20 protein-coding genes and 1 pseudogene are annotated in these 23,037 nt (G+C 62.6%); 7 read left to right on the top strand and 14 right to left on the bottom strand.

Features of this window, described 5'->3' with window-relative positions; genetic code table 11:
* Window positions 1–3 precede the first annotated feature (3 nt).
* Window positions 4–912, bottom strand: coding sequence for a protein-L-isoaspartate O-methyltransferase family protein (locus tag HB778_RS02645; protein WP_244661779.1), 909 nt, complete (start codon window positions 910–912; stop codon window positions 4–6).
* A 178-nt stretch (window positions 913–1,090) separates the two neighbouring features.
* Entirely contained in the window at window positions 1,091–1,345 is a 255-nt protein-coding gene (locus tag HB778_RS02640; protein WP_244661778.1) for a hypothetical protein, read from the bottom strand.
* A gap of 441 nt (window positions 1,346–1,786) precedes the next feature.
* Here HB778_RS02640 and HB778_RS02635 point away from each other — a divergent pair, with 441 nt between their 5' ends.
* The 3 genes from HB778_RS02635 (at window position 1,787) to HB778_RS02625 (ending at window position 4,128) form a co-directional block, all read left to right on the top strand.
* Window positions 1,787–2,302 carry a hypothetical protein gene (locus tag HB778_RS02635; protein ID WP_183461254.1) on the top strand — a complete coding sequence of 172 codons (516 nt, stop codon included), beginning with the start codon at window positions 1,787–1,789 and terminating at the stop codon, window positions 2,300–2,302.
* Between the two features lie 99 nt (window positions 2,303–2,401).
* Window positions 2,402–3,019, top strand: a complete 618-nt coding sequence (locus tag HB778_RS02630) for a C39 family peptidase (RefSeq protein WP_183461252.1) — start codon at window positions 2,402–2,404, stop codon at window positions 3,017–3,019.
* 35 nt (window positions 3,020–3,054) lie between these two features.
* Entirely contained in the window at window positions 3,055–4,128 is a 1,074-nt protein-coding gene (locus tag HB778_RS02625) for a D-alanine--D-alanine ligase family protein (protein WP_183461250.1), read from the top strand.
* 13 nt (window positions 4,129–4,141) lie between these two features.
* Here the strand turns inward: HB778_RS02625 and HB778_RS02620 are convergent, their stop codons facing one another.
* The 3 genes from HB778_RS02620 to HB778_RS02610 form a co-directional block, all read right to left on the bottom strand.
* Complete coding sequence (locus HB778_RS02620) at window positions 4,142–5,092, bottom strand: oxidoreductase (protein ID WP_183461248.1); 951 nt, start codon at window positions 5,090–5,092, stop codon at window positions 4,142–4,144.
* Complete coding sequence (locus HB778_RS02615) at window positions 5,089–5,958, bottom strand: SDR family NAD(P)-dependent oxidoreductase (RefSeq protein ID WP_183461246.1); 870 nt, start codon at window positions 5,956–5,958, stop codon at window positions 5,089–5,091. The genes HB778_RS02620 and HB778_RS02615 overlap by 4 nt, the downstream gene beginning before the upstream one ends.
* 117 nt (window positions 5,959–6,075) lie before the next feature.
* Window positions 6,076–6,645, bottom strand: a complete 570-nt coding sequence (locus HB778_RS02610; RefSeq protein ID WP_183461244.1) for a TetR/AcrR family transcriptional regulator — start codon at window positions 6,643–6,645, stop codon at window positions 6,076–6,078.
* Between the two features lie 174 nt (window positions 6,646–6,819).
* Between HB778_RS02610 and HB778_RS02605 the strand changes: the two genes are divergently transcribed.
* Together HB778_RS02605 and HB778_RS02600 are read left to right on the top strand one after the other, a co-directional pair.
* Window positions 6,820–8,805, top strand: a complete 1,986-nt coding sequence (locus tag HB778_RS02605) for an AI-2E family transporter (RefSeq protein ID WP_432421230.1) — start codon at window positions 6,820–6,822, stop codon at window positions 8,803–8,805.
* A 157-nt stretch (window positions 8,806–8,962) separates the two neighbouring features.
* Complete coding sequence (locus HB778_RS02600; RefSeq protein WP_183461242.1) at window positions 8,963–9,859, top strand: aminoglycoside phosphotransferase family protein; 897 nt, start codon at window positions 8,963–8,965, stop codon at window positions 9,857–9,859.
* A gap of 49 nt (window positions 9,860–9,908) precedes the next feature.
* Here the strand turns inward: HB778_RS02600 and HB778_RS02595 are convergent, their stop codons facing one another.
* The 7 genes from HB778_RS02595 to dgoD form a co-directional block, all read right to left on the bottom strand.
* Window positions 9,909–10,784: an aldose 1-epimerase gene (locus HB778_RS02595; RefSeq protein WP_244661777.1), complete on the bottom strand. Its 876-nt coding sequence runs from the start codon at window positions 10,782–10,784 to the stop codon at window positions 9,909–9,911.
* Between the two features lie 5 nt (window positions 10,785–10,789).
* Window positions 10,790–11,590: a FadR/GntR family transcriptional regulator gene (locus HB778_RS02590; protein ID WP_244661776.1), complete on the bottom strand. Its 801-nt coding sequence runs from the start codon at window positions 11,588–11,590 to the stop codon at window positions 10,790–10,792.
* 2 nt (window positions 11,591–11,592) lie between these two features.
* Window positions 11,593–12,582, bottom strand: coding sequence for an ABC transporter permease (locus HB778_RS02585; RefSeq protein WP_183461237.1), 990 nt, complete (start codon window positions 12,580–12,582; stop codon window positions 11,593–11,595).
* Window positions 12,579–14,099, bottom strand: coding sequence for a sugar ABC transporter ATP-binding protein (locus HB778_RS02580; protein WP_244661775.1), 1,521 nt, complete (start codon window positions 14,097–14,099; stop codon window positions 12,579–12,581). The genes HB778_RS02585 and HB778_RS02580 overlap by 4 nt, the downstream gene beginning before the upstream one ends.
* Before the next feature lie 107 nt (window positions 14,100–14,206).
* Entirely contained in the window at window positions 14,207–15,190 is a 984-nt protein-coding gene (locus tag HB778_RS02575; protein WP_095203567.1) for a substrate-binding domain-containing protein, read from the bottom strand.
* A gap of 22 nt (window positions 15,191–15,212) precedes the next feature.
* Window positions 15,213–15,989, bottom strand: coding sequence for an SDR family oxidoreductase (locus HB778_RS02570; RefSeq protein WP_183461232.1), 777 nt, complete (start codon window positions 15,987–15,989; stop codon window positions 15,213–15,215).
* Between the two features lie 5 nt (window positions 15,990–15,994).
* Window positions 15,995–17,167 carry a galactonate dehydratase gene (gene dgoD / locus HB778_RS02565; protein ID WP_183461230.1) on the bottom strand — a complete coding sequence of 391 codons (1,173 nt, stop codon included), beginning with the start codon at window positions 17,165–17,167 and terminating at the stop codon, window positions 15,995–15,997.
* Window positions 17,168–17,493: 326 nt separating this feature from the next.
* Between dgoD and HB778_RS02560 the strand changes: the two are divergent.
* Window positions 17,494–19,699 (top strand): annotated as a pseudogene (locus HB778_RS02560) (CHASE2 domain-containing protein).
* Between the two features lie 36 nt (window positions 19,700–19,735).
* On the opposite strand, the gene HB778_RS02555 reads toward HB778_RS02560, so the two are convergent.
* Window positions 19,736–20,656, bottom strand: a complete 921-nt coding sequence (locus HB778_RS02555; protein ID WP_183461227.1) for a FecR family protein — start codon at window positions 20,654–20,656, stop codon at window positions 19,736–19,738.
* Between the two features lie 306 nt (window positions 20,657–20,962).
* The gene (locus tag HB778_RS02550) at window positions 20,963–22,024 is read right to left on the bottom strand and encodes an AraC family transcriptional regulator (RefSeq protein ID WP_210308060.1); all 1,062 of its coding nucleotides are present in this window, start codon (window positions 22,022–22,024) and stop codon (window positions 20,963–20,965) included.
* 160 nt (window positions 22,025–22,184) lie between these two features.
* Between HB778_RS02550 and HB778_RS02545 the strand changes: the two genes are divergently transcribed.
* Complete coding sequence (locus HB778_RS02545; protein WP_183461225.1) at window positions 22,185–23,000, top strand: SDR family oxidoreductase; 816 nt, start codon at window positions 22,185–22,187, stop codon at window positions 22,998–23,000.
* Window positions 23,001–23,037: the final 37 nt, after the last annotated feature.

Raw genomic sequence — 23,037 nt, 5'->3', positions numbered from 1 at the left:
GGTTCAGGGGCCGTTGTGCGTGCCCTTGATGGCTTCGCCTTCGAGCTTGGTGAAGGGCACGAAGGACAGCGTGCCGCCATTGTAGATGTCGGCGCGCGTGACCTGGAACGTTCCGTCCGCTTCCTGATGCTTGGTGACTTTCAGCACATGCTGGGCGCCGGGCGGGCCGACCGGGATGACCATCATGCCGTTCGGCTTCAGCTGCTGCAGCAGCGGCGGCGGGATGTGGTCGATGCCGCAGGTGACGATGATCTTGTCGAACGGCGCCTCCTCCTGCCAGCCATAATAGCCGTCGGCGTTGCGGGTGGCGATCGCCTTGTACTCGGAATAGCCCCTGGCGATCAGCGCGTCGTAGAGCGCGCGCGTCCTTGCCGCCAGCGGCTTGATGATCTCGATCGAGAACACCTTGTCGGTGAGGTTCGACAGATAGGCCGACTGGTAGCCCGAGCCGGTGCCGATCTCCAGCACCTTGTCGCCGGGTTTTATCTCCAGCGAATTGGTCATGCGCGCGACGCTGTGCGGACCGGTGATCGTCACGCCATAGCCGATATCGAGATAGTGCCATTCATAGGCGCGGCCGAGATTGGCCTTGGTGACGAACTCCTCGCGCGGCGTCATCAGATAGGCGCGCTTGTCGCGCTGGTCCCAGACATCCTTGTGGGCGAGCAGGGCCTGGAAGCGGTCCCAGCGCTGGCCGAGGAAGCCGGCATCCTCGCCCCGGTTCTTCTTCATCCAGTCGATGAAGCCGGCGCGGCTGTCCATCGGCGGCATGGCGTCGGGATCATAGGGTTCAGGCACATTGGCCATGGCGGGCCTGGCCAGCAGCGTGCCAGCGATGCCGAGCAGGACTTGCCGGCGGTCCATGCGCAAGCGCTTGCCCCTGACCTCGATGCGCATCTGTCGATCCTTCATGGCAGCGTACCGCGCGGCTGACAGGCTCCGCCGAGCATCATCCCGATCCGACGGTTTGACAATCGGGCGGTCCATACAATTCGGTAAGGTCACTGAAAGGCGGGGTTCACGGCCGGGGGTCAACGTCCGCCATGCTGGGCGTATCGGTCGGCGTGATGGAGCCGCTGCCGAAGGTTTCCTATGCCGGTACGTTCACCAGTTGCCGGAGCCTGGAAAGCCTGGCGCGCGCCAGCTGGCGGACCGGTTTCTCGAACTCCTCCTCGCCGGCCTCGACGACGAAGACCAAGGTCTTGAAGTCGAGCATGAAGTCGTCGATGGCTGCAGTCACTTCCTGCGATTTGCCCTCGAACCGGCGCAGCAAGGCGTTCGCTTCGTCGATGCCATCGCCGCCGGCGCTATCGAGAAGCGCTTCGAGCCTCTGAAAACTGTCCAATTCAAGTCCTCCCGACCGCGCCACAAAACTCGGCCGGCAGTGGAAGGTTCCAGTGGGACGTGGTCCCGCGAAAAGAAATCGCTGTTACCGTTTGAATTCCGTGGAATTGAACGAGCCGCTGGCATTCTTTTGTTTCGGGTGGAACCTCCGCGGTCAATAAAAGTTGTCACCACGTCTGATCCCCCGTCAGACATGTGAAAGCTGGAAATCAGCTTTCCAAAAAGCCCGCCGGAACCCCCTCCCGGCGGGCTTTCGTTTGCAAGGTGAGACTCCGGCGGCCGGACTTGTGGGGGATGGTGCTTTGCGTTGCCAGATTGGTGGCCCCAATGCTAACCGTGCAAATGACGGCGGGAATCGGCATCGAGGCAACGCGCGTCAAAAAATTGCTCAATAAAACTCCCGAACTGACATCCATTACCCTACCGTCGAGGAATAGTTTTTATGCAAAACCCGACCAGGGCGATCTGTGCGGCCGCGCTTCTACTTGCGGTCGGGGCCACGGGTCTGCCTAATATATCATCTGTTGCTTATATTTCGTCGGCACGGGCTCAGGAGGAATATCTTCCGACCGAGAAGGACTTTTTCGGCAAATGGACGCTCAGTGGCTCAGCCATCCGGCCGCCGCGCGACATGACCGATGCGCCGACGCACGAACAGGAGGCTACCGCCACCGAGTTCCAGCAGACGGTGACCGCGTTTTACGGCGCGTTCGACTATCTCGAGATCACGGCGGACGGCCGCTACAATTTCCATCAGCCGGGTGACCCGGCGTCGGGGGCCTGTGTCTGGTGCGGAACCTGGTCCTTCAGCAAGAGCTCGCTGTGGCTCAAGCTCGACACGGCGCCCCGGCTCGATATCTACGCCAAGGACGGCGACATCCAGATGACCTACACCGCCGAGCCCGACGAAAAGTCGAAATACGCCTGGCTGGTCTTCGGCTGGACGAAGGCTGAGTAGGCGGGGCGCAACACATTGAACTTCGACAGGCTTTAAACGGCTTTTCATCAATCTCGTATTCTCGTATACGAGATTGATGCGAGCAATCCGAGAACCCGTATGAGCCCGTTGCCTGAAGCCGTGCCGTTTTTCAGCCAGTGGGAAACGCCCGACATGACGCTGGCCGTGCTCGCCGATGGCGCCGAGGCCGCGCTCAGGCGCGATCCGTTGTGGCAGGGTTCAGGCGCGGAGAGCCTCGACGAATATGCGGTCTGGGCCGCCAACGTCTGCGGCATGGCGTGCCTGAAAATGATCCTGGCGACGCGCGGCGAGATCGTGCCGACGATCCAACTGGCGAGACGCTGTACGGGATATGGCGGCTATGTCGTCAATGAAGGCTCGATCAAGGGGCTGATCTACGCGCCCTTCGTCACCTTCGTGCAGGCGGAATTCGGCCTGGAAGCGCAGGTGATGACCAATGTCGCGACATCGGACATCCCGGCGATCCTTGGCCGATCGCGCTTCTTCATGGCTTCGGTCAGCAGTTCGATCCGCTGGCCAGAGCGCGAACCGCCGTCGAAGGGTGGCCATCTGGTGCTGGTCACCGCGGCGTCGGATGAGGGTTTTCGCTTTCACAACCCGTCCGGCCATACCCGCGCCACACAGGCCAACGCAGTGTTGGCGCCAGCCGATTTCGATCGTTTCTTTGCCAATCGCGGCATTGCCGTCACCATTTGATTTCGAGGGGTTTCGATGACTGGGAAGACTTTTCAATGAAGGATAGGATCAGGGTCGCCATCCTCTATGGCGGGCGCTCGGCCGAGCATGACGTGTCGCGGCTGTCGGCGGCCAATGTGCTGAAGGCGATCGACCGGACGCGCTACGAGGTGGTGCCGATCGCCATTACCAGGGACGGCAGATGGCTGCTGCAACCGTCGTCCGAGGTTGGCGGCGATGGGGCAGCGGCTTCGGTGTCGGAGGATGGCACGGAGGTCGCCCTGCTGCCCGGCGGCAAGGGCCGGCTGGTGGCGGTGTCGAACCGTGCAACGCAGCCTGACCCTGTCGACGTCATCTTCCCCGTCCTGCACGGGCCGTTCGGCGAGGACGGTTCGGTGCAAGGCTATGCCGAGGTCGCCGATGTCGCCTATGTCGGCTGCGGCATCCTGGCTTCCGCCGCCGCCATGGACAAGGACGTCGCCAAGCGACTGCTGCGTGAGGCGGGGCTTACGGTCGCCCGCTCCGTCACCGTGCATCGAGGCAATGTCGGTTCGTTCCAGGAGATTGCCGGGGTGCTTGGGCTGCCTTTCTTCGCCAAGCCGGCGCGCCAGGGCTCGTCCTTCGGCGTGAGCAAGGTGAATGATAGGGATGGTTTCGAGCAGGCCGTCGAAACGGCTTTGCGCTTTGACAGCAAGGCGCTGATCGAGGAGTTCGTCGAAGGCCGCGAGATCGAGTGCTCGGTGCTGGAGCGGGCCGATGGTTCGCTGACGGTCTCGCTGCCCGGCGAGATCATCCCGGCCGGCAAGCACGGCTTCTACACCTATGAGGCGAAATATCTCGACGCCGACGGCGCGCTGGTCAAAGTGCCCGCCGATGTCCCGGCGGATGTCGTTGCCAGGACGGCGGAGATGGCCGCGCAGGCTTTCCGGGCGCTCGGCTGCGAGGCCATGGCGCGCGTCGACTTCTTCCTGCGCGCCGACGGTTCCCTGCTGGTCAACGAGGTCAACACGCTGCCCGGCTTCACCGACATTTCCATGTACGCCAAGGCGCTGGCGGCGATAGGCATCGGTTACAGCCAAGTCATCGACGTGCTGATCGAGCATGCGCTGGCGAGGCATGGGGCGCGGTGAGCCAAAGCCCGCATTAGGCCGTCGCACCCGGCCACCTCACGCCGGTCAAATCCTGCGACACGTCCCACAGCCTTGCAGCGACAGCGGTGTCGCGCGCGTGCCTGCCGATCCTGGCCTCGCCGACCTTGCCCTTCATTTCGAACAGACCTTGCGGACCGTAGTAGCCACCCGCTTTCGCATCGGGCGCTGTCGCGGCGAACAGCGTCGGCAGCGAGCCTGCGGCGGCCGATTGCGAAAGGACCGGCGCGAGCAGCACGCCAAGCCAATCGAAGGGTGACGACCTGCCATTGCGGCCCAGGCGCGGGCCGCTGGTCTGCAGGTCGGTGAGGGCGTAGCCGGGATGCGCGGCGTTGCTGAGCAAGCCCCAGTCCTTGGCATCGCTGCGGCGCTGCAGTTCGAAGGCGAACAGGATCATGGCGAGCTTGGATTGCGCGTAAGCCGCCCAGGGCCGGTAGCGCTTGCGCCATTGCAGATCGTCGAAATGGATCGCCGCCTGGATGCGATGGGCGCCGCTGCTGAGATTGACGACGCGCGTTTTCTGTCCCTTGCGCAGCAGCGGCAGCAGGCGGCCGGTCAGGGCGAAATGGCCGAGATAGTTGGTGCCGAACTGCAATTCGAAGCCGTCGACGGTTTCGTGGCGCGTCGGCGGGGTCATCACGCCGGCATTGTTGACCAGGAGGTCGATCGCCTCCCATTCGCCGGCAAGCTGGCCGGCGAAGGCTTCGACCGAGGCCAGGTCGGCAAGGTCGAGATGGGCATAGCGCACGGCAGCACCGGGAACCGCAGCCTGGACGCGGCTCAGCGCATCCTTGCCCTTGGCTTCGTTGCGTCCGGTCATCAGCACGTTCGCACCGGCCTTCGCGAGCGCCAGAGCGGTCTCGTAACCGAGGCCGCCTGTCGCGCCGGTGATCACCGCCTTGCGTCCCTGCTGGGGCGGGATGTCATGCGTGGTCCAGGTGCTCATGACTGGGCCTCCCGCGACAGGAACGACAGGTCGACGCCCTCGATATCGATGGAGGTGCTGACCGGCGCCCATTCCTTTGCCGCCTGCTGGCGCGCCGCTTCCGCCTGGGCAAAGACATGCAAGGCGTCGCTGCCGAGGATCAGGTGGGCGGGCAGCGTATCGCGCGTGGTCAGATCGACGACGATTTCGGCAACCTTGCGCGGGTCGCCGATGGCATTGCCGACATAGGCCTTGAGCATGCCCAGCACGGCGCCGACGGTTGGTTCATAGTCCGGCAGCAAGGCCGGGGCATCGGCCATGGCGGTGGCGCCCCAGTCGGTGCGCATGCCGCCCGGCTCGACCGCGATGATCTTGACGCCGAAAGGGGCAAGCTCGAGTGCCAGGACTTCGGTGAGACCGCCCACCGCCCATTTGGCCGCCTGGTAGGCGCTGAGGCCCGGCGTCCCGGTCCGGCCGCCGACCGAAGAGATGTTGATGATGTGGCCCGAACGCTGGGCGCGCATGGCGGGAAGCGCGGCGCGGGTGAGGTTGACGACGCCGTAGAGATTGGTGTCGATCTGCGCCTGGAAATCGGCCTCCTCGGTCTGCTCGAAGGGGCTGATATGGCCGAAGCCGGCATTGTTGACGAGGACGTCGAGGCGGCCGAACGTCTTCAGTGCAAAGTCCACGGCGGCCTGCGCGGCGGTGGCGTCGGTGACATCGAGCGCAAAGCCGCGCAACTGCCCGGGGTAGCGGCTTTCGAGATCGGCGAGGCGGGCGACATCGCGGGCGGTCGCCACGACGCTGTCGCCGGCGGCAAGTGCTGCCTCGGTGATATCCAGCCCGAGTCCGCGGGCGCTGCCGGTGATCAACCAGATTTTTGGCATTGTCTTATCCTTTCAGGGAGTTGTCATATAAAAGAGTGAGTAGGCACTCATTTTTGCGGTTGAGTTGATGATGTCTTTCGGTGATCTGCATGGTGCCGATTGAGATTGTGCCTGGGGCTATTTGGAGATGCCGTTCCAGAAGAAGGTGAAGCCGGCCTGTTTGTAGTGTTCGCGCTGCCGTGAATCCTGGGCGATGAATTCGAGCGTCGTCTCCGCCAGCGCCTCGAAAATGCCTCCGGCAAAATTCATCGAGCAGCCCTTCAGCCCGCCGTCGACAAGGCTTTCCTCGATCATCGCGTTGATGTCGCCGAAGGCCGCGTTGCCCTGCTGCCTGCTCTGCTCGGTGATCCGCTCGGAAACGCTGAGCTGGCGCATGGCCTTGCGCTTCATCGGATATTCCGCGCCCCAGTCGATGAAGTTGTTCCAGACATGGCGGCAGCGCTCGCGCAGGCTGGCCTGCGACGGATAGGCTGTCAGCAACGCCTTGCCGAGATCGGCCTTGATCTCGAGGTAGAGCTGATTGAGCAACTCGTCCTTGCTGGCGAAATAATTGAAGAGCGTGCCTTCGGAGAGGCCGGCATCCCTGGCGATCTTCGCCGTGGCCGCGCCGGTGCCCAGCGTCGCCACCAGGGCGGTGGCCGATGCCAGGATTGCGTCGCGCTTTTCTTCGCTAAGGGGGCGGGCCATTTCCAAACCGTTTGAGTGAGTGATCACTCATTTATGGAGGCGAGCACTAAATGTCAAGGGTGTGGGAGCCATCCGGATTGTTGCCCGTTGAGTATCAGCGCCTTGCAGTCGGCCAAGGTTGCACGCCGGCTCAATATGTCAGACCATGCTGTTGGCAGGGGGAGGCATCATAGAGTGGCCAATCGTCGAAACGGCACGGCGTCAGCGCCTCAAGGGCTGGACGACATTCTTGCGGCCGCCGCGCCCCATCCGCGAACCGTGTTGCCCAATGTGGCGACCACCGTCACGACGGTGGCGGCGCTGTATTTCGGGCGCGAGGTTTTCCTGCCGATCGCCATCGCGCTGCTTTTGACCTTCGCGCTGGCGCCGCTGGTCTCGGCGCTCAAACGGGTCGGTATTCCCCGGATCGCCGCGGTCATCGCCAGTGTGCTCGGTGCCTTCGCGGCGCTTGCCCTGTTCAGCTTCATCGTCGCCACGCAGGTAAGCGAACTGGCGCAGAACATCCCGGTCTATCAGACCAATATCCTGGCCAAGATCCGCTCGCTCAAGCAAACCGGCGTCGGGGGCGGGATCATTTCGCGGTTGAGCACCGTGGTCGAGCGTGTCGGCCAGGAGATCGACAGGCAGGACGCCACGCTGCCGGCCGCCACGCCGGACAAGCCACCGCGCGAGCCGGTGCCCGTCGAGATCGTTGCGCGCGAAAGGCCGCTCGAAGTCCTGCAGAACATCGTCGGTCCGCTGATCAGTCCGCTCGGGTCCGCAGGCCTGATCATCGTCGTCGTCATCTTCATGCTGCTCGAGCGGGAGGATTTGCGCGACCGCTTCATCCGGCTTGTCGGCTATGGCGACCTGCACCGCACCACCGAGGCGCTTCGCGATGCCGGCAAGCGCGTCGGTCGCTATCTCTTGATGCAATTGGTCGTCAACATCGTCTACGCCATACCGATCGCGATCGGGCTGTGGATCCTCGGCATTCCCAATGCCTTGCTGTGGGGGCTGCTGGCGCTGGCGCTGCGTTTCGTTCCCTATATCGGCCCGGTCATCGGCGCGTTGCTGCCGTTGTTCCTGGCGCTGGCCGTGGCCCCCGGCTGGGAGCTCGTCGCGTGGACGGCCGCCCTGTTCGTGGTGATGGAGCTGGTCACCGGCAACGTCGTCGAACCCTGGCTTTACGGGTCGCGAACCGGGCTGTCGCCGCTTGCGATCATCGTTGCGGCGATCTTCTGGACGTGGCTGTGGGGACCGCTCGGGCTGGTGCTGTCGACGCCGCTCACCGTCTGCCTGGTGGTGCTGGGCAGGCATGTGCCGCAGTTTGAATTCCTCGACGTGCTGTTCGGCAACGAGCCGGTGCTCGAACCGCATGCGCGCCTCTACCAGCGGCTGCTGGCCGGCGATCCGGACGAAGCCACCGACCATGCCGAAGAGATGCTCGAGGAAAAATATCTGGTCGAATTCTACGACGAGGTGGCCATCCCGGCGCTTCTGCTGGGCGAGCGCGACCGCGTGCGCGGCGTCATGGGCGACCTGCAGAGGCGGCAAGTGGCGGCCAGCGCGCTGACGCTGGTGGCCAATCTCGAAGACGATGCGAAGGAGGAAGCGGCCGAGGATGAAAGCCCGCACATCTCCGGGGAGGCGGACGAGCCCGGCGATGCCGTTGGCGAGGACGCGGCCGAACTGCCCGACGGCACGGGTATGTCGGTGCTTTGCGCCGGCGGGCGAGGGGAACTCGACGATGCCGCCGCGGCAATGCTGGCGCAGGTGCTGGAAGTCCAGGGCGCGACCGCGTCGAAAGTTGGCTTTGCCGACATGGAACCCGCCAGCATCCGCCGCCTCGAGCTCGAAACCATCGACGCCGTGGTGGTCGGTTTTCTCAACCGGGATTCCGTCAAACACGCCCGCTTCCTGGTCCGCCGGCTGAAGCGGGCGAAGGCCGCACTGCGAGTGGGCATCGTGTTCTGGTCGGAGACCGGCAACGACGACAAGGAAGCGGCGGCCAAACTGGCCCAGGACATCAACGCGGATTTCGTCGCGCATGGCATGGTCGACGCCGTGACGGGAGCGCTGTCGACCGAGCCGCCGGTTGCCCTCAAACTCGTCGCCAAACGCCGCATGCGCCGGCAGCGAGCTGCGCCGAGGAAGGTGGCGGCTGCGGCGGCGGGTTAGGGGCGAAACCCGATCACTGCGAGTGCGCTGGTGGGGATGCGTTTCACCGAAGACGTCCGCAGCAAGCTCCCGTCCGACTTCAGAAGCCGATATTCCGATCTCTGTTGCGCATTCGGCGCTTTTGCCCTTGATGTCGAGTTCGGCAGGACGAGAACTCATGATGCATGACGATCAGGTGAATATCGACATCGATATCGCCCGCCAGATGATCCGCGATCAGTTTCCCCAGTATCGTCATGAGGACATCACCTCAGTTGGATCGTCGGGAACCGTCAACGCCATCTTCCGCATTGGCTCTAAGAGCGCTGCGCGGTTCCCGCTGCGGGCGATGAAGCCGGCCGACTGCGCCGATATGCTTCGGTCGGAGGCCGCTGCCATGGTCGAGATCGGAGAACATTGCTTATTTCCGACACCGCAACCGATTGGGCTCGGCGAGCCCGGTCCTCGATATCCAATGCCATGGGCATTGCAGACGTGGATCGAAGGCGAGGTTGCCACGCCACACGGGCTAAGTGGATCGACGACGTTCGCCCTTGACCTTGCACACCTCGTGGCGTCGTTGCGCCAGGCAGACACGCGAGGTCGACGCTTCGACGGGCAAGGACGTGGTGGACATCTCCCCGATCATGACGATTGGATGGCTGTTTGCCTTGAAAACAGCGAGGGCCTTCTTGATGTGGCTCGACTGCGCGATCTGTGGGCCCGGTTCCGGGAGTTGCCCTCCGCTGGGCCTGTCGTGATGAGTCATAAGGACCTTATCCCACCAAACCTTCTCGTGCGGGGCGCGCGTCTTGTCGGAGTGCTTGATGGCGGCAGTTTCGGACCAGCAGATCCGTCGCTGGATCTGGTGGCCGTGTGGCATCTTCTCGACCGCGAGCGAAGGGCGACCTTTCGGAGCGGTCTTCAAGTCGAGGACCTCTTGTGGAAGCGCGGTGCTGCCTGGGCATTCCAGCAGGCCATGGGTCTCGTCTGGTATTACCGTCGCACCAACCCCGCCATGAGTGCGCTGGGGCGCAGCACGCTCTCTCGCATTCTCGACGATCCTGACATCTGAGCCCTGGTTGTCGGCGCGCGCCGGGCACGCCGGGGCCATGCTGGTCGCTCTATATGACAGCGAAGCTGCAACTGGCCACCAGGCTCTCGCCAGGGCCAAGCACCGACAATCCGTTCCACTTGTCGACCGAACCGCGATTGTGGGCATCCACGACATGACTGACCGGCTCGAAACAGACGAAGTCGCTCGCCTGCGATGGCGAATAGATGAGATAGAAGCTCAGGGCCGGGGATGCTTCGATCCTGAGGCCGCGATTTTGCTCTGGCCAAAATAGGGAAGCGACGCCGGCCCAGCCGGCAAAAGCATTGTTGATCCAACCGCCGGGCAAGGCGGCCGGCGTGGCGAAATCCCAATCGGGACAGGTTGCGACATCCTCGAACCTGTCGGGGAGATGGCTGGGCAGTTCCAGGCATACCTGTGACGCCGGGGCATGAAGCGTTGTCAGGGCCGTTCTTGGCAACCACGGATGGATGCCGAGCCCGAACGGCAGCCTGACCGGCGCCCCGTTGAGGACCTGAAGCTGCAGATCGAGCGCCCGTTCGGTCAGGGCGTAGATCACCTCGGCGCAATACCGATATGGACCGGGCCCTTCGCTGACGAGCGACAGCGTGGCTTTGTCCGGCATCAAGGAGTCGACGTCCCATGCGCTTGAAAATCCATTGCCGTGAATGGGAAAGGGCTCGCCGGCAACGTTGGGGGACAATTCGTGGAATGTGTTGTCGAAGGCGAAGCCGCCGCCCGAGATGCGATTTGACCATGGCACGAGCAGGTTGCAGGCGAGATCGAATGGGTTCGTGCTGCCGCCGTCAGGCCATGGCCTGAACAGCGGCGTGCGGCCATGGTCGAACCGCGCCAGACCGGCGCCAAGCGACGGAACGATTTCGGCGGACAGGTCGCCATTTCGAATTTCAATGGTCCGGATCATCGAACTCAGATGGGATCGGCACCGGCAGCGGGGACCGGCTGTTGGTGGCGGCCCTTGCGCGCGACGGCGAGAAGGTCGTTCGAGGCGATGCCGATCAGCGCCTTCATCTGGTCGTGAGCGTCGTCGACCCTGCGCATGCGGATTGCTTCCAGCACATCGCCATGGGCGCTGAGCGTCTGCTGATAGTTGGCGGTGGCCGATGTGGTCAGTCGGAAAGAGAAGCTGAGCGCGGCTGCCAGCATGTTGCCGAGATTGGCGAAAACCGGGTTGCGGCTGGCGCGCAGGATGGCGGTATGAAAGCGGACATCGGCATCGAGACAGGCCGCGAGGTCGTCCTCCGGCGCAATGCGCATGGCCTCATAGGCGGCTTCGATCACCGCGAGATCGCCCGAGGTCGCCATCCTGGCCGCAAGCTGGGCGGCGGCCGGCTCGATGACCAGCCGCGCCTCGATCAAGCCGCGGACGAAATCGAGATCAGGCTCGATATCGCGCATCCATTCGAGAACCTGCGCATCAAGCCTGTTCCATTCGCTCGACACGCGCACACGCGTGCCGGCCCGCTTGCGCGCCTCGATCAGGCCCTTGGCCGAAAGCGTCAGCAGCGCATCGCGAAGTGCTGTGCGGCTGGCGCCGTAGATGACGCACAGTTCAGCCTCCGTCGGCAGGACCGCGTGCTGTGCGTAGGTGCCGGCGAGGATGCGTTGTCCGAGATCGCGTGCGATGCGATCCTTCAGGGACAAGGTGGCGCCATCCCCGGCAGGAAGGTCCTGCTTGCCTTGATCGATTGCAGCGGTCGCCGCGCCCATCGTCATGTCCTGTTCAAGTGGTATTCGGCAATGACCACAGCAAGGATCAGCAGTGAGCCTTTTGCAAGCAATTGATAGAAGGTTGGCACGGACGTCAGTATCATTCCGTTGTTGAGCACGCCAATGATGGCGACGCCGAGCAGCGCGCCGACAATCGTGCCCTTGCCGCCCTGCAAGGCACAGCCACCCAGCACGGCCGCGGTGATGGCCTCGAGTTCCAGGCCCTGGGATCCGGATACGGGCTGACCCGAACCGGTACGGGCAGCCAGCAGGATCCCGGCCAATCCGGCGGCAACGCCACTCATGATGTAGATGCCGACGCGGTAGCGGTTGATGTTGATGCCGGAGAAGCGAGCGACCACGGGATTGCCGCCGAGCGCATAGATGTTGCGGCCGACAATCGAGCGCGCGAGGAAGAGGTGGAATGCGATCGCCGTCAGCACCAGAATCCAGACCAGCAACGGCAGGCCGAGGATGCGTCCGATGCCGATGAACCGGAACGTGTCGCTGAAGATGGCGATCGACTGGCCGTCGGACATGATGAAGGCGATGCCGCGAAAGATCGCCATGGTGCCGAGCGTGGCAATGACCGCGTTGACCCGCCCATAGGTGATGATGATGCCGTTGACGAGACCGGCAAGACCGCCAAGCACCAGGCCGGCAACGATGCCGGCCGCCGGCGACCCGGTCGCCTGGATGGCCATTGCCGTCGAGACCGTGGTCAGACCGACAGTGGCGCCGACGGCGATATCGAGACCGCCGCCGACGATGACCACGGTCTGGCTCATCGCCAGCACGCCGAGAATGGTGATGCCGAGACCGATGTTGAGCAGGTTTCGGCTGGAGAAGAACACATCGCCGCGCAGCGAACCGAAGATGACAACGAGAATGGCGAGCGCCACCAGAAGGCTGATGTTGTGAACGCCAAGGCGCTCCACAAGGCCCCTGGCGTCGGTCTGCGCTTTCGATGCGCGAAGCTCGAGGCTGTTCATTGAAAGTGGTCTCCGGGCGCTGGTGCGGATTGCGGCATGGCGTGTTTGAGGATCGTCGCCTCGTCGATGCCGGGGCGGGCAAGTTCTGCCGTGATGCGGCCTCCCGCCATGACAAGAACCCTGTCGGCGAGGCCGATCAGTTCCGGCATTTCCGAGGAAATCAGGATGATGCCGATGCCGCTTGCCGCGAGCTCGTCGATCAGCCGATAGATTTCCACCTTGGCGCCGATGTCGATGCCGCGCGTCGGTTCGTCAAGGATGAGCAGCATCGGCTGCCGGGCAAGCCAGCGCGCCAGAACGACCTTCTGCTGATTGCCGCCCGACAGTTTCGAAACCTGCTCGTCGAGGTTGGGTGCCTTGATCGACATCTTGGCTGCCAGCGGCGAGACAATCTCCAGCGCCTTGCGCCGGTTAAAGAAGCCGAAGCTCGACGTCTTGTCGGGCACGCAAAGTGCTGCGTTGTCGAGAATGCTTCGGAACAGCAGCAACGCCTCGTGCTTGCGGTCTTCGGGAGCAAAGCCGATGCCGGCGACGATCGCCGCATGCGGACTGTTGGGGAGAACGGGCGCGCCGTTCATGGCTACGGTGCCGGCGATGCGCCGGTCATAGCCGACAATCGCCTTTGCCAGTTCGGAGCGGCCCGCACCCATGAGGCCGGCGATGCCGAGCACTTCGCCGCGACGAACCCTGAGGCTGACATCGCTGACGCGGTCGGTGGTCAATCCCGCCACATCAAGCAATTGTTCCCCGGACCGCCAGGTCTCGCGGGTGAACAGATCGGCGATGTCGCGGCCGACCATGAGCTTGGCGATGGTCTGCTCGCTGGCGCCGGCCGCCGGCGAATCGTCGACCAGCCTGCCGTCGCGCAACACGACAATGCGGTCGGCAAGGTCGATGACCTCGTTCAGCCGGTGCGAGATGTAGATGATCGACGTGCCGTCCTCGCGCAGCCGGCGGATGACGGAAAACAGGCGCCGCGCTTCATCATCGGTCAGTGACGAGGTCGGCTCATCGAAGGCGATCAGCCGGCCGCCGGCACGGATGGCGCGCATGATCTCGATCATCTGGCGTTGCGCCGGGCCGAGCGTGCCGCAGAGTTGGCGTGGCCGCATGTCCTGCTGCATGCCGAAGGTCGCAAGCACCCGGTTGGTCTGCTCCTCCAGCTTGCGCCAGTCGAGCAGGACGCCTGCCAGGCGCGGCAATTCGCCGACGAAAATGTTCTCGGCCACGGTCAGGTTCGGAACGATCTCCGGCTCCTGATGGATGACGCGTATTCCGGCCCGGTGGCTGTCGCGCGGTTCGCCGAAAACGACCGGCGTGGAACCGTGCCGCACGGTGCCGGTGTCCGGTCCGAACACGCCCTCGAGAATGCGCATCATCGTCGATTTGCCGGCCCCGTTCTCGCCGACCAGAGCGAGCACCTCGCCTGGCCGGAAGGCGATCGAAACGTTGTCGAGCGCCTGCACGACGCCGAAGCGTTTCGATATGCCGTCGAGCGAGAAGAAGTCCGATTGCATCAAGGCTCACTCCCAAGGATCGATCCGTGTTCGGTGGCATTGCAGCCAGCGAACCTGCCGACTGGAAAGCGTCATGCGCCCCTGGGGACGCATGACGCAGGTCCGGCTCAGTGGCAGAGCTTGGCCTTGTAGTCCGAGGCAAAATTGCCGGCGGTGATGTATTCCGGGTCGGTGAAGGACTGAACGGGCAGCTTCGTTCCGTCCTTGATCGAGGCCAGCAGGATCTTCACCGCCAGCGCGCCATGGTTTGCCGAATTGAGCCACATCGTACCACGGAATGCCGAAGGCTTGCCTGATCCGAAAGCTTCGCAGGCGCGGCTGCCGTCAATGCCGATGCCCATGCCCTGGTCCGCGGCATAGCCGGCATTTTCCAGCGCTCGCGACGCACCCAGCACGCCGTCATCGTTGCAGGAATAGAAGATCCAGTTGGTGACGCCGGGATTGGCCGTCAATGTGGTGGTCATGACGTCGATGGCGTTGACCATCGTGTTGTCATAGGGGACGCGAAGGATGTTTGCCGGCTTGAAATCGGGCACCGCCTTCAGGAACGCTTCCTCGGCACCCTTGTTGCGCTGCATGCAGGTGTCGGCCTTGCGGTCCTCGATCGAGGCGATACGCACCTCCTTGCCGGCCCAGCCGTCGGCCTTGTAGAGCTTGGCCAGTTCTTCGCCTACCCGCGCACCGATATTGTAGGCATTCATGCCGACATAGGGGACCTGGGTGCCGTCCTGGTAGTAGATATCGTCATCGACCGCCACCAGCGGGATTTTCGCCGCCTTGGCCTTCTCGGCGATGACCGGTCCCAGCGCCTTGTCGGGAACGACGATGGCGATGCCCTTGACGCCGTCGCCGACCATCGTGTCGAAGGTGGTGATCGTCAGATTGGAGTCGAACTGGACGTCTTGCGACACGAAGGTGGCGCCGGCCGCCTCGGCCGCTTTCTTGGCGCCGCCGACTTCGGCGACGAACCATGGATGCTCGCCCATCTTGTTGATGTAGCCGATCTTGATGTCGTCGGCGCTTGCCGCGCCGGCCATCAGTCCGGCAGCCAGTATCGCCAATGTTGCCAGAGCCTTTGTCGTCGTTTTCATGTGGATCCTCCCTGCTTGGTTGTCAGTCGTGGTAGAGAACCGAGCGTCCACCATCGATGGTGATCGTCTCGGCATTGATGAACGGCGCTTCGTCCGAAGCGAGGAAAACCGCCGTCATTGCAACTTCGTCCGGCCGGCCAATGCGCTTGGGCGGATGAAGATCGTAGGCCCGCCGCTTCTCCTCGGCCGGGTCTGGAAAGGTGTTCCAATAGGCTTCCGCGATCGGTGTCTCGATGTAGCCGGGGGCGATCGCATTCACGCGGATGCCGCGCGCCGCATATTCGATGCCGAGCGAGCGGGTCAGGCCGACCAGCGCATGCTTGGCGACCGGATAGGGAAATGTGTGGGGAATGATCTTGAAGGCGTGGCAACTGGCTATGTTGACGATCGACCCCGAACCCTTCGCCAGCATCATCGGCAACACCGCCCTGCTGCAGAACCACGCGGCCTGGAGATCCAGCCTGAGACAGCGGTCCCATTCCTCGTCCGGCATCAGCAAAGGTTCGTGGAAGACATTGGCGCCGGCATTGTTGACGAGAACATCGACACCGCCATAGGCCGCGATCGTCCTTGCCACCATGTCGGCCACTGCCGCTGTGTCGGTGACATCGGTTTCGACGAAAAGGGCATCAGTGCCCTTGGCACGCAATTCGTCGGCGATCGCCTTGCCGGTTGCCGCGTTGAGTTCGGCAATCACGGTCTTTGCCCCCTGCATCGCAAAGGCCCGGGCGGTGGCGGCGCCAATGCCCTGGCCGGCGCCGGTGACGATTGCGGTCTTTCCCTGAAGCCTGCCTGTCATGGCGCTCACCAATCGACCACGGTGCCGTCGGGCATGACGGCGTTGCGGGCATGCAGCACTTCCTGCTTGAAGGGGTGGCGCGCGATCACATCTTCATTCACGGTGACGCCAAGGCCCGGCAGATTGGGCACGTCCCAGCGGCCGGGTTTGCGATCGATCGGCCAGGTGACGACGTCGTCGTACCAGGCGACCGCGCCCGACATCTCCTCCTGGATGATGACGTTCGGCGTCGATATGCCGAAGTGAAGCGCCGCGACGCCGGCGATCGGGCCGAGCGGGTTGTGCGGCGCAAGGCCGATGCCGGCGGTTTCCGCCAGAGCCGCGATCTTCTTGGTCTCGAGCAGACCGCCAGTATGGCAGATATCGGGCTGGGCAATGTTGAACGCGCGCGCCGCGATCGATTGCGTGAACTCGCGGCGCCCGATCAGCCGCTCGCCGGATGCGATGGGTATCGCCGATCGCGCGGTGATATGCGCCAGGCCGGCGACATCTTCGGGCGGCACCGGCTCTTCGGCGAACATGATGCGGGCCGGTTCGATCGCCTTGAGATAGTCCATCGCCGCGTTGACGGAGGCCGGGCGTCCGTGAAAGTCGACCATGATGTCGATATCGGGACCGACGGCCTCGCGCAGCGCGCCAACCATGTTGGCGACGGAGTCGACCGCTTTCGCCGGCGAGACATAGTGGGTGTAGGGAATGCAGACGACCTTGACCGCGTCGTAGCCGGCCTGCGTGACGATGCGTCCGCGTTCGACGATCGTGTCCGCCGACCCGCTCTCATAGACCGCCTTCATGTCGCCGAGGCCGAGATGCGTGTAGGTGCGCAGATGGTCGCGGACCTGGCCGCCGAGAAGCCGCCAGACCGGGACGCCCAGCGACTTGCCCAGAATGTCCCAGAGCGCGATCTCGATGCCGCTGACAGCCGACATTCCCTCGACGCCGAGACGCCAGAAACCGTGGCGCGTCAGGATTTGGTAGCACTGCTCCACATTGCGCGGATCCTGCCCGACGAGCAGTGCCTCAAGATCCTGAAGCGCGCCGACGACGGCACGTGTCTTCCATTCCAGCGTTGCCTCACCCCAGCCAAACAGACCGGGCTCATCGGTTTCGACCCGAACGAAAACCCAGTTGCGCATTTCCGCATTGCAGACGAGCGCCTTGATGGCCGTAATTTTCATAGATGCTCCCAGATGCGTCGTCTTTTTTAAGCTTATTATGTATGATTTATTATGAAACATATGAGCAAGTCAAGCGCGGCATCGGGTTGCCCTCGGGACAATCCTCGGCACGCTTGACGTCGCCGGTGCCGATCATGTGGAACCGATCGAGCTTCTTCGTGGCGACGCAAATCGCCGGCGCTGGACCTGCGTTACTCCGTTGGGCGGTAGGTTAGCGATTGCTAATTCGCTGGGAACAATGCAGCCTAGCCTGAGGCTCGAAAGGCCATTTCCCGGGGCGGGACCATGCAGGAAGGGTACGCGGCACAGCAACTGGTGCAGAAGCCATGACACGCGCGCAGTTGGCTGGCGTCATCCTGGGCTTGTCGCTGGTCGCGGCGCTTACCATTGTCCGGGCGAGCGACCCGCAGCCGTTGCGGCTGGCCCGCGAAGCGACGTTCGACCAATATCAGAGACTGGCACCTCGCAGGTTCGAGCCGATGCCCGTCCGCGTGGTCGACATCGACGAGGCTTCCTTGCGGCAGTTCGGGCAGTGGCCGTGGCCCAGGGATCGCATGGCGGCTCTGGTCGACAAACTGACGGAGCTTGGTGCGGCTGCCATCGCATTCGACATCGTTTTCGCCGAGCCCGATCGTCTGTCGCCTCGCACTGTCGTCCGCGCCGTGCCAGGCGTCGATCCTGCCTTGCTCGATCGCTTGCCCGACAATGACGAAATCTTCGCCCAATCGATCGCCGGCAAGCCAGTTATCCTGGGTTACGGCATCTCCAACGAAGGCAACTATCGGCCGCAAGTGAAGGCTGGCATTGCCTTTACGGGGGGAGAGTCCGGTCGATGCTCCTCCCCATGTCAGGGCAGCCACACCGCTGCGGCCGCAGCTTGAGGCCAATGCCGCCGGCATCGGGCATATCAGCCTCAATCCGGGCAGATCGACCGCCGTGGTGAGGGCAGCTCCGCTCTTTCTGACGGATGGCGAACAGCTTTATCCGGGTCTTGCCCTTGAAGCCATAAGGGTAGCGCAGGGCGCCTCCACCTACGTCATTGCCGGCGCGCCGGACCGGCCGGGTATAATGACCTCCGTCAAGATCGGCGACTTCGTTGTCCCGGTGACTTCGGCCGGCGAACTCTGGCTCTATGTCAGCCCCGACAGGGCGGAACGGTATGTTTCGGCAAAGGACGTGCTCGCACCCGGCGGCGTCTCGCCCGAAACAAAGGCCGCGATAGAGGGCAGCATCGTGTTTGTCGGCACTTCCGCCGCCGGGCTGCAGGATATTCGTGTCACGGCACTCGGTGAGAACGTGCCGGGCGTCTCGCTCCACGCGCAGATGGTTGAACAGATACTGTCCGGCCACTATCTGTCGCGGCCCGATTGGGCAAACGGGCTGGAAATAGCGTCGATCGCGACGCTGGGCAGCCTTCTGGTGGTTCTCACGATTTTCGTAAGCCCCGCGATTGCGCTCGCCTGCGGCCTGGCGATCACCGGCCTGGCGCTCGTCGCGTCATGGCTTGCCTTTTCGCTTGCGGGACTGCTGTTCGACCCGTTTGCGCCGATCGTCATGGGCACGATCACGCATTTCGCGACAACCTCTTTCCGCTTCCTGGTGACGGACCGGGAGCGGCGCGCGATCCGGCGGGCCTTCGGCCAATATTTGTCGCCATCGCTTCTCTACCGCATCGAGCACACGCGCGACGCACTTCGTCTTGGCGGCGATGACCGCGAGCTGACCGTGATGTTTGTCGATGTGCGAAACTTCACCCAGATCAGCGAAAGACTGCCGCCCACAGCCGTCGTGCGGTTTCTGAACACGCTTCTCGACGCGCTCAGCCGTCATGTCACCGCCAATGAAGGCACACTCGACAAGTTCATCGGCGATTCGATCATGGCCTTTTGGAATGCCCCGGTCGATGTCGCAGATCATCCTGCCAAGGCCGTCCGCGCGGCATTGGCCATGCGCGAGACGATTGCTCGCCTCAACGAAAGCGATGCATTCGGATTCGGGGCCGGGCAGACGGTTCGCATCGGTATCGGAATCCATACCGGCATCGCCTGCGTCGGAAACATGGGGGCGGAGTCACGATTCAACTATTCGGCTGTTGGCGACGCGGTGAACGTCGCGGCGCGTATCGAGACAGCGTGCAAGATGGTGAATTTCGACATCCTCGCGTCCGACGACACAGTACGATCGCTGGCAGGCTGGGCCGTGCTCGACGCGGGATCGCTGGAGCTCAAGGGAAAGAGCGCGAGGACGAAGATCAACGCCGTCGTCGGCGATGAAAATGTTGCCTCGTCGCCGGATTTTGCGGAGTTGCGGCTTCTCCACGGCAAGATCGTCGAGGCGTTGCGTTCGCGCTCGCCACGCAGCCGAAAGATCATTGCGGCGGCCAAAGCCAAGGCCGCGAGCCTGCCGGCAGGCTTGCACGACTTCTATGGCCGGATATCGCGCAGACCGGATGATTTTCTTGCCAAACGGGCGGGAGCGGCGGTGGAAGCGAATGCCGGATATGCGGAGCAACAATTCGGCTCCGATTCCTGACCGTCGAATACCGGACGCGTCGAGAAAAAAGAGTGGCTATCCCCTGCCATGGCCATTGCCGTGGCCTCTTCCGGGATTGCTTGGATCGTGGTGACCCGGATCGTTTCCATTGCCGTTGTTGCCGTCATCCGTGTCGCCTGGCGGGCTCGGCGGGCTCGGCGGGCTCGGCGGATCCGGCGGGCTGGGCGGGCTCGGCGGATCGGGTGTGCCCGGACTGGGTGGGCCGGGCGGATTGGGCGCCGGTGAGGCTCGCCTTTGCTGCGGCGCGGAGCCCTCATGCTGACTGGAGGCCGTAAGCCCGCAACCGGTCGCGGCAAAGCCGCCCGAAAGCTGCTGATTGCCGGTCAGAAACGGCAATGCCCGCGAGGTGCCGAGTCTGGTGAGCACAGATTGATTGACCTTGACGACGTCGGTCATTGCGCCTGATGGCGTCGCGACCACACAATCGCAGCGCCGCTTCAGTTCCCTGCAGCCGCCGCCGTTGCAGAAACGGGCCGACCCCTTCAGGAGCACGACGGCGGTTGTGCCGTTGGGCGCGATGTGGACATCGAATGCTGTTCCCCGCACGCCTATTGTGCCTGCAGGCGTCACGATCTGGTAGGCCGACGAAGGCGAGCTTCCGCTTATCCAGCGAAACGTTCCCTTGGCGGCGCGGACGGTAAGGTTCTTCACCGAATTCTCACCGCTGAACACGTACTTGTCGATGACGACGGAAGAACCCCACCCCACCGCCAGCTTGGTGCCATCCAGGAACACGAACTGGCCAAGCCCGGTATTGGATGTCCTGATACGTTCGTCGCGATGAACGGGTGCGCTGACCACCAGCGGTCCGGTTGCGCCGGTAACGGCAGTCTTGATCACGACTGCCTGGCCCACTGTTTCGGCGGCCATTATCGGTGTCGCATTGTTGAGCGTCACGGCAAGCGCGACAATAACAGCCCATCTAAAGGACGGCATGGCATCCCCCGTGATGCTTTCATTAGGACATTCTTAACTATCACATGCTTACGTTGGGGAATACATCAATTTGAATGGGACCTAGCGCGCTCGCTCAGGCGACGCTCGAGGGCACGAACTCGACCGCATCGCTCGTCGGCCAGTCGTCCTCCAACTACATTGGCAATGGCGCTGCGGGGGGCTAAGGCAAAATCCGAGCGCTCAGATCGAAGCCGACTCTCTCCCAGATGAAGCGAAGCAGTCGATGGGACCGTTCACATCTCATATTTCGCCGTGAAGACAACCGGGCTGCTGCCTGATTGCATGCTACGGGTCAGTGCGAATTTCCGTTCGCACCCTCTGTGGCGTCTTTCCGGTCCAGGCATGAAACGCCCGGGCGAATGAGTTAGAATCCTCAAAACCTAACAGGAACGAAATCTCCGCACTCGACATTTGGGTGGTACGCAAATAATGGCGCGCCAAAGAATCGCGCAAGGTGTCCAGCGTCTCCTGGAACGTGGTTCCCTCGTCGTGCAGTCTGCGCTGTAGCGTGCGGGTGCTGACCCCGAGTTTTCGGCTAACCACCTGCATCGATACCTCACCGGCCGGCAATGTCTCGAGCAGCGTGCTGCGCACCCGTTCGATCATGCCGGCCGTCCTATCCAGGTCCGCCAATCGCTGGCGCAAGGCGGGCTCGAAGAACGACCACATATTGTTGTTTTCCGTCAGGAAGGGACGCTCAATGTCCCCCGCCGCGAATACAAGGGTGGCCAATGGCGTACTGGTCACGGGCACACCGAAGTAGGTCCTGTAAAGACCTGACTCTGATTCACTTTTTGGCGGCGACGGCCAACCCACTCGCAACGGCTGCACAGGACTGCGCGTCGCCAACCGTGCCAGCTGAACAAAAAATACCAGCTTGAACGCCAAAAAGACGCTTGGCGGGTGCTTGGTGTGGTCCAGGAAATCGATCGTGACGATGACTTCAGCCGTCTTGCGTTCTACCTTGATCGCCATGGGTGCGATCAGCCGCACATACTTCGCAATGCGATCGAGAGCATTGCCCATATTAGCGCTGCACAACGCAGCGAACAGTTCTGGATCGAACCAGTCGGAAGACATCACTTTGGCAATGCGCAAGGGGGCCGGCAAATCCGGATCAACGAATCCAGCCTCAGCCCCAATTGCCTCCCAGAGCCTGTAGAAGGTCTCCGAGTCCAGGCGAACGTTTTCTCGCGCAAACAAATCGCCCGGTAACTGCGCCCGGCGCAACACAGGTGACGTCGCCAACCCGGCGTCTTGCATCAACAACCGCCAGCCCGGCCAAACCGCGTATTCTAAAACCGAGCCGCGTCGGCCATTCGCTGCAGATCTGTTTTTACGATTCATAGTCCGATTCTATGAAGCGGATCACGCCACGACAATAGCAGATGGCGCCAAAGGCCTCAGCATCAGGTTGGCGCGTTCCGCTGAAAGTTGGCGCGTTCGGCGAGTGCGGCTCGCCAAGTTCGGTGGCAAATATGCGGCCTGTTCAGAAGAGAGACATGAAATGAGCAAGACGGTTTTGATAACGGGCGCATCGTCAGGTTTTGGCTTGATGCTTGCCAACACACTCCACAAGCGGGGCTTTGATGTCATTGGCACCAGCCGTGATCCGGAAAAATATGCGGCCAAGGTGCTCTTCAAACTTATGCGCCTGGATATCGACGATAACAGCTCCATCCGGTCGTTTGCCGACGAGCTGTTTCAGCATGGCAAGCAACTTGATGTGTTGGTCAACAACGCTGGCTACATGCTCACAGGCATAGCCGAAGAGACGCCGATTGACCTTGGCAGACGGCAATTTGAGACCAATTTCTGGGGCACGGTGAAGGTTACGAATGCCATTTTGCCTTACTTCCGGAGGCAAAAGAAAGGTCAGATCATCACAGTCAGCTCTGTTGTGGCCTTGATCGGCCCGCCGAACCTTTCCTACTACTCGGCCTCAAAACACGCCGTTGAAGGTTATTTCAAGTCGCTACGGTTCGAACTCGCTCAATTTAACATCAAAGTCAGCATGGTCGAGCCGGTCTGGTTCAAAACCAACCTCGGTCACAATGCAATCTCGTCAGCCGCCGGCAACATCGCGGACTACAATGTCTATCGCAAACAAGTACAAATTGCGACGCAGTCCGATATCGATGCGGCGGAAGAGCCCGATGCGGTTATCCATACCATCACCAAGCTTATCGGGACGAATGAGCCAAAGTTCAGCAACCCGGTGGGGAAGATGATCGGGATGATCCTTTTCCTGCAAAACTACGCGCCGAAAATGTTCGAAAGCTCAATAATGAAGCGTGTGGCGACGGCCAAACAAAGGACCTGATACATGATCGAGGATCAAGCACACCCGACAGGTACCT

The organism is Mesorhizobium huakuii (genome assembly GCF_014189455.1).
Classification (GTDB): domain Bacteria; phylum Pseudomonadota; class Alphaproteobacteria; order Rhizobiales; family Rhizobiaceae; genus Mesorhizobium; species Mesorhizobium huakuii_A.
The sequence above is the reverse complement of the archived record's forward strand: the minus strand, read 5'-3'. Positions and strand labels throughout refer to the sequence as shown.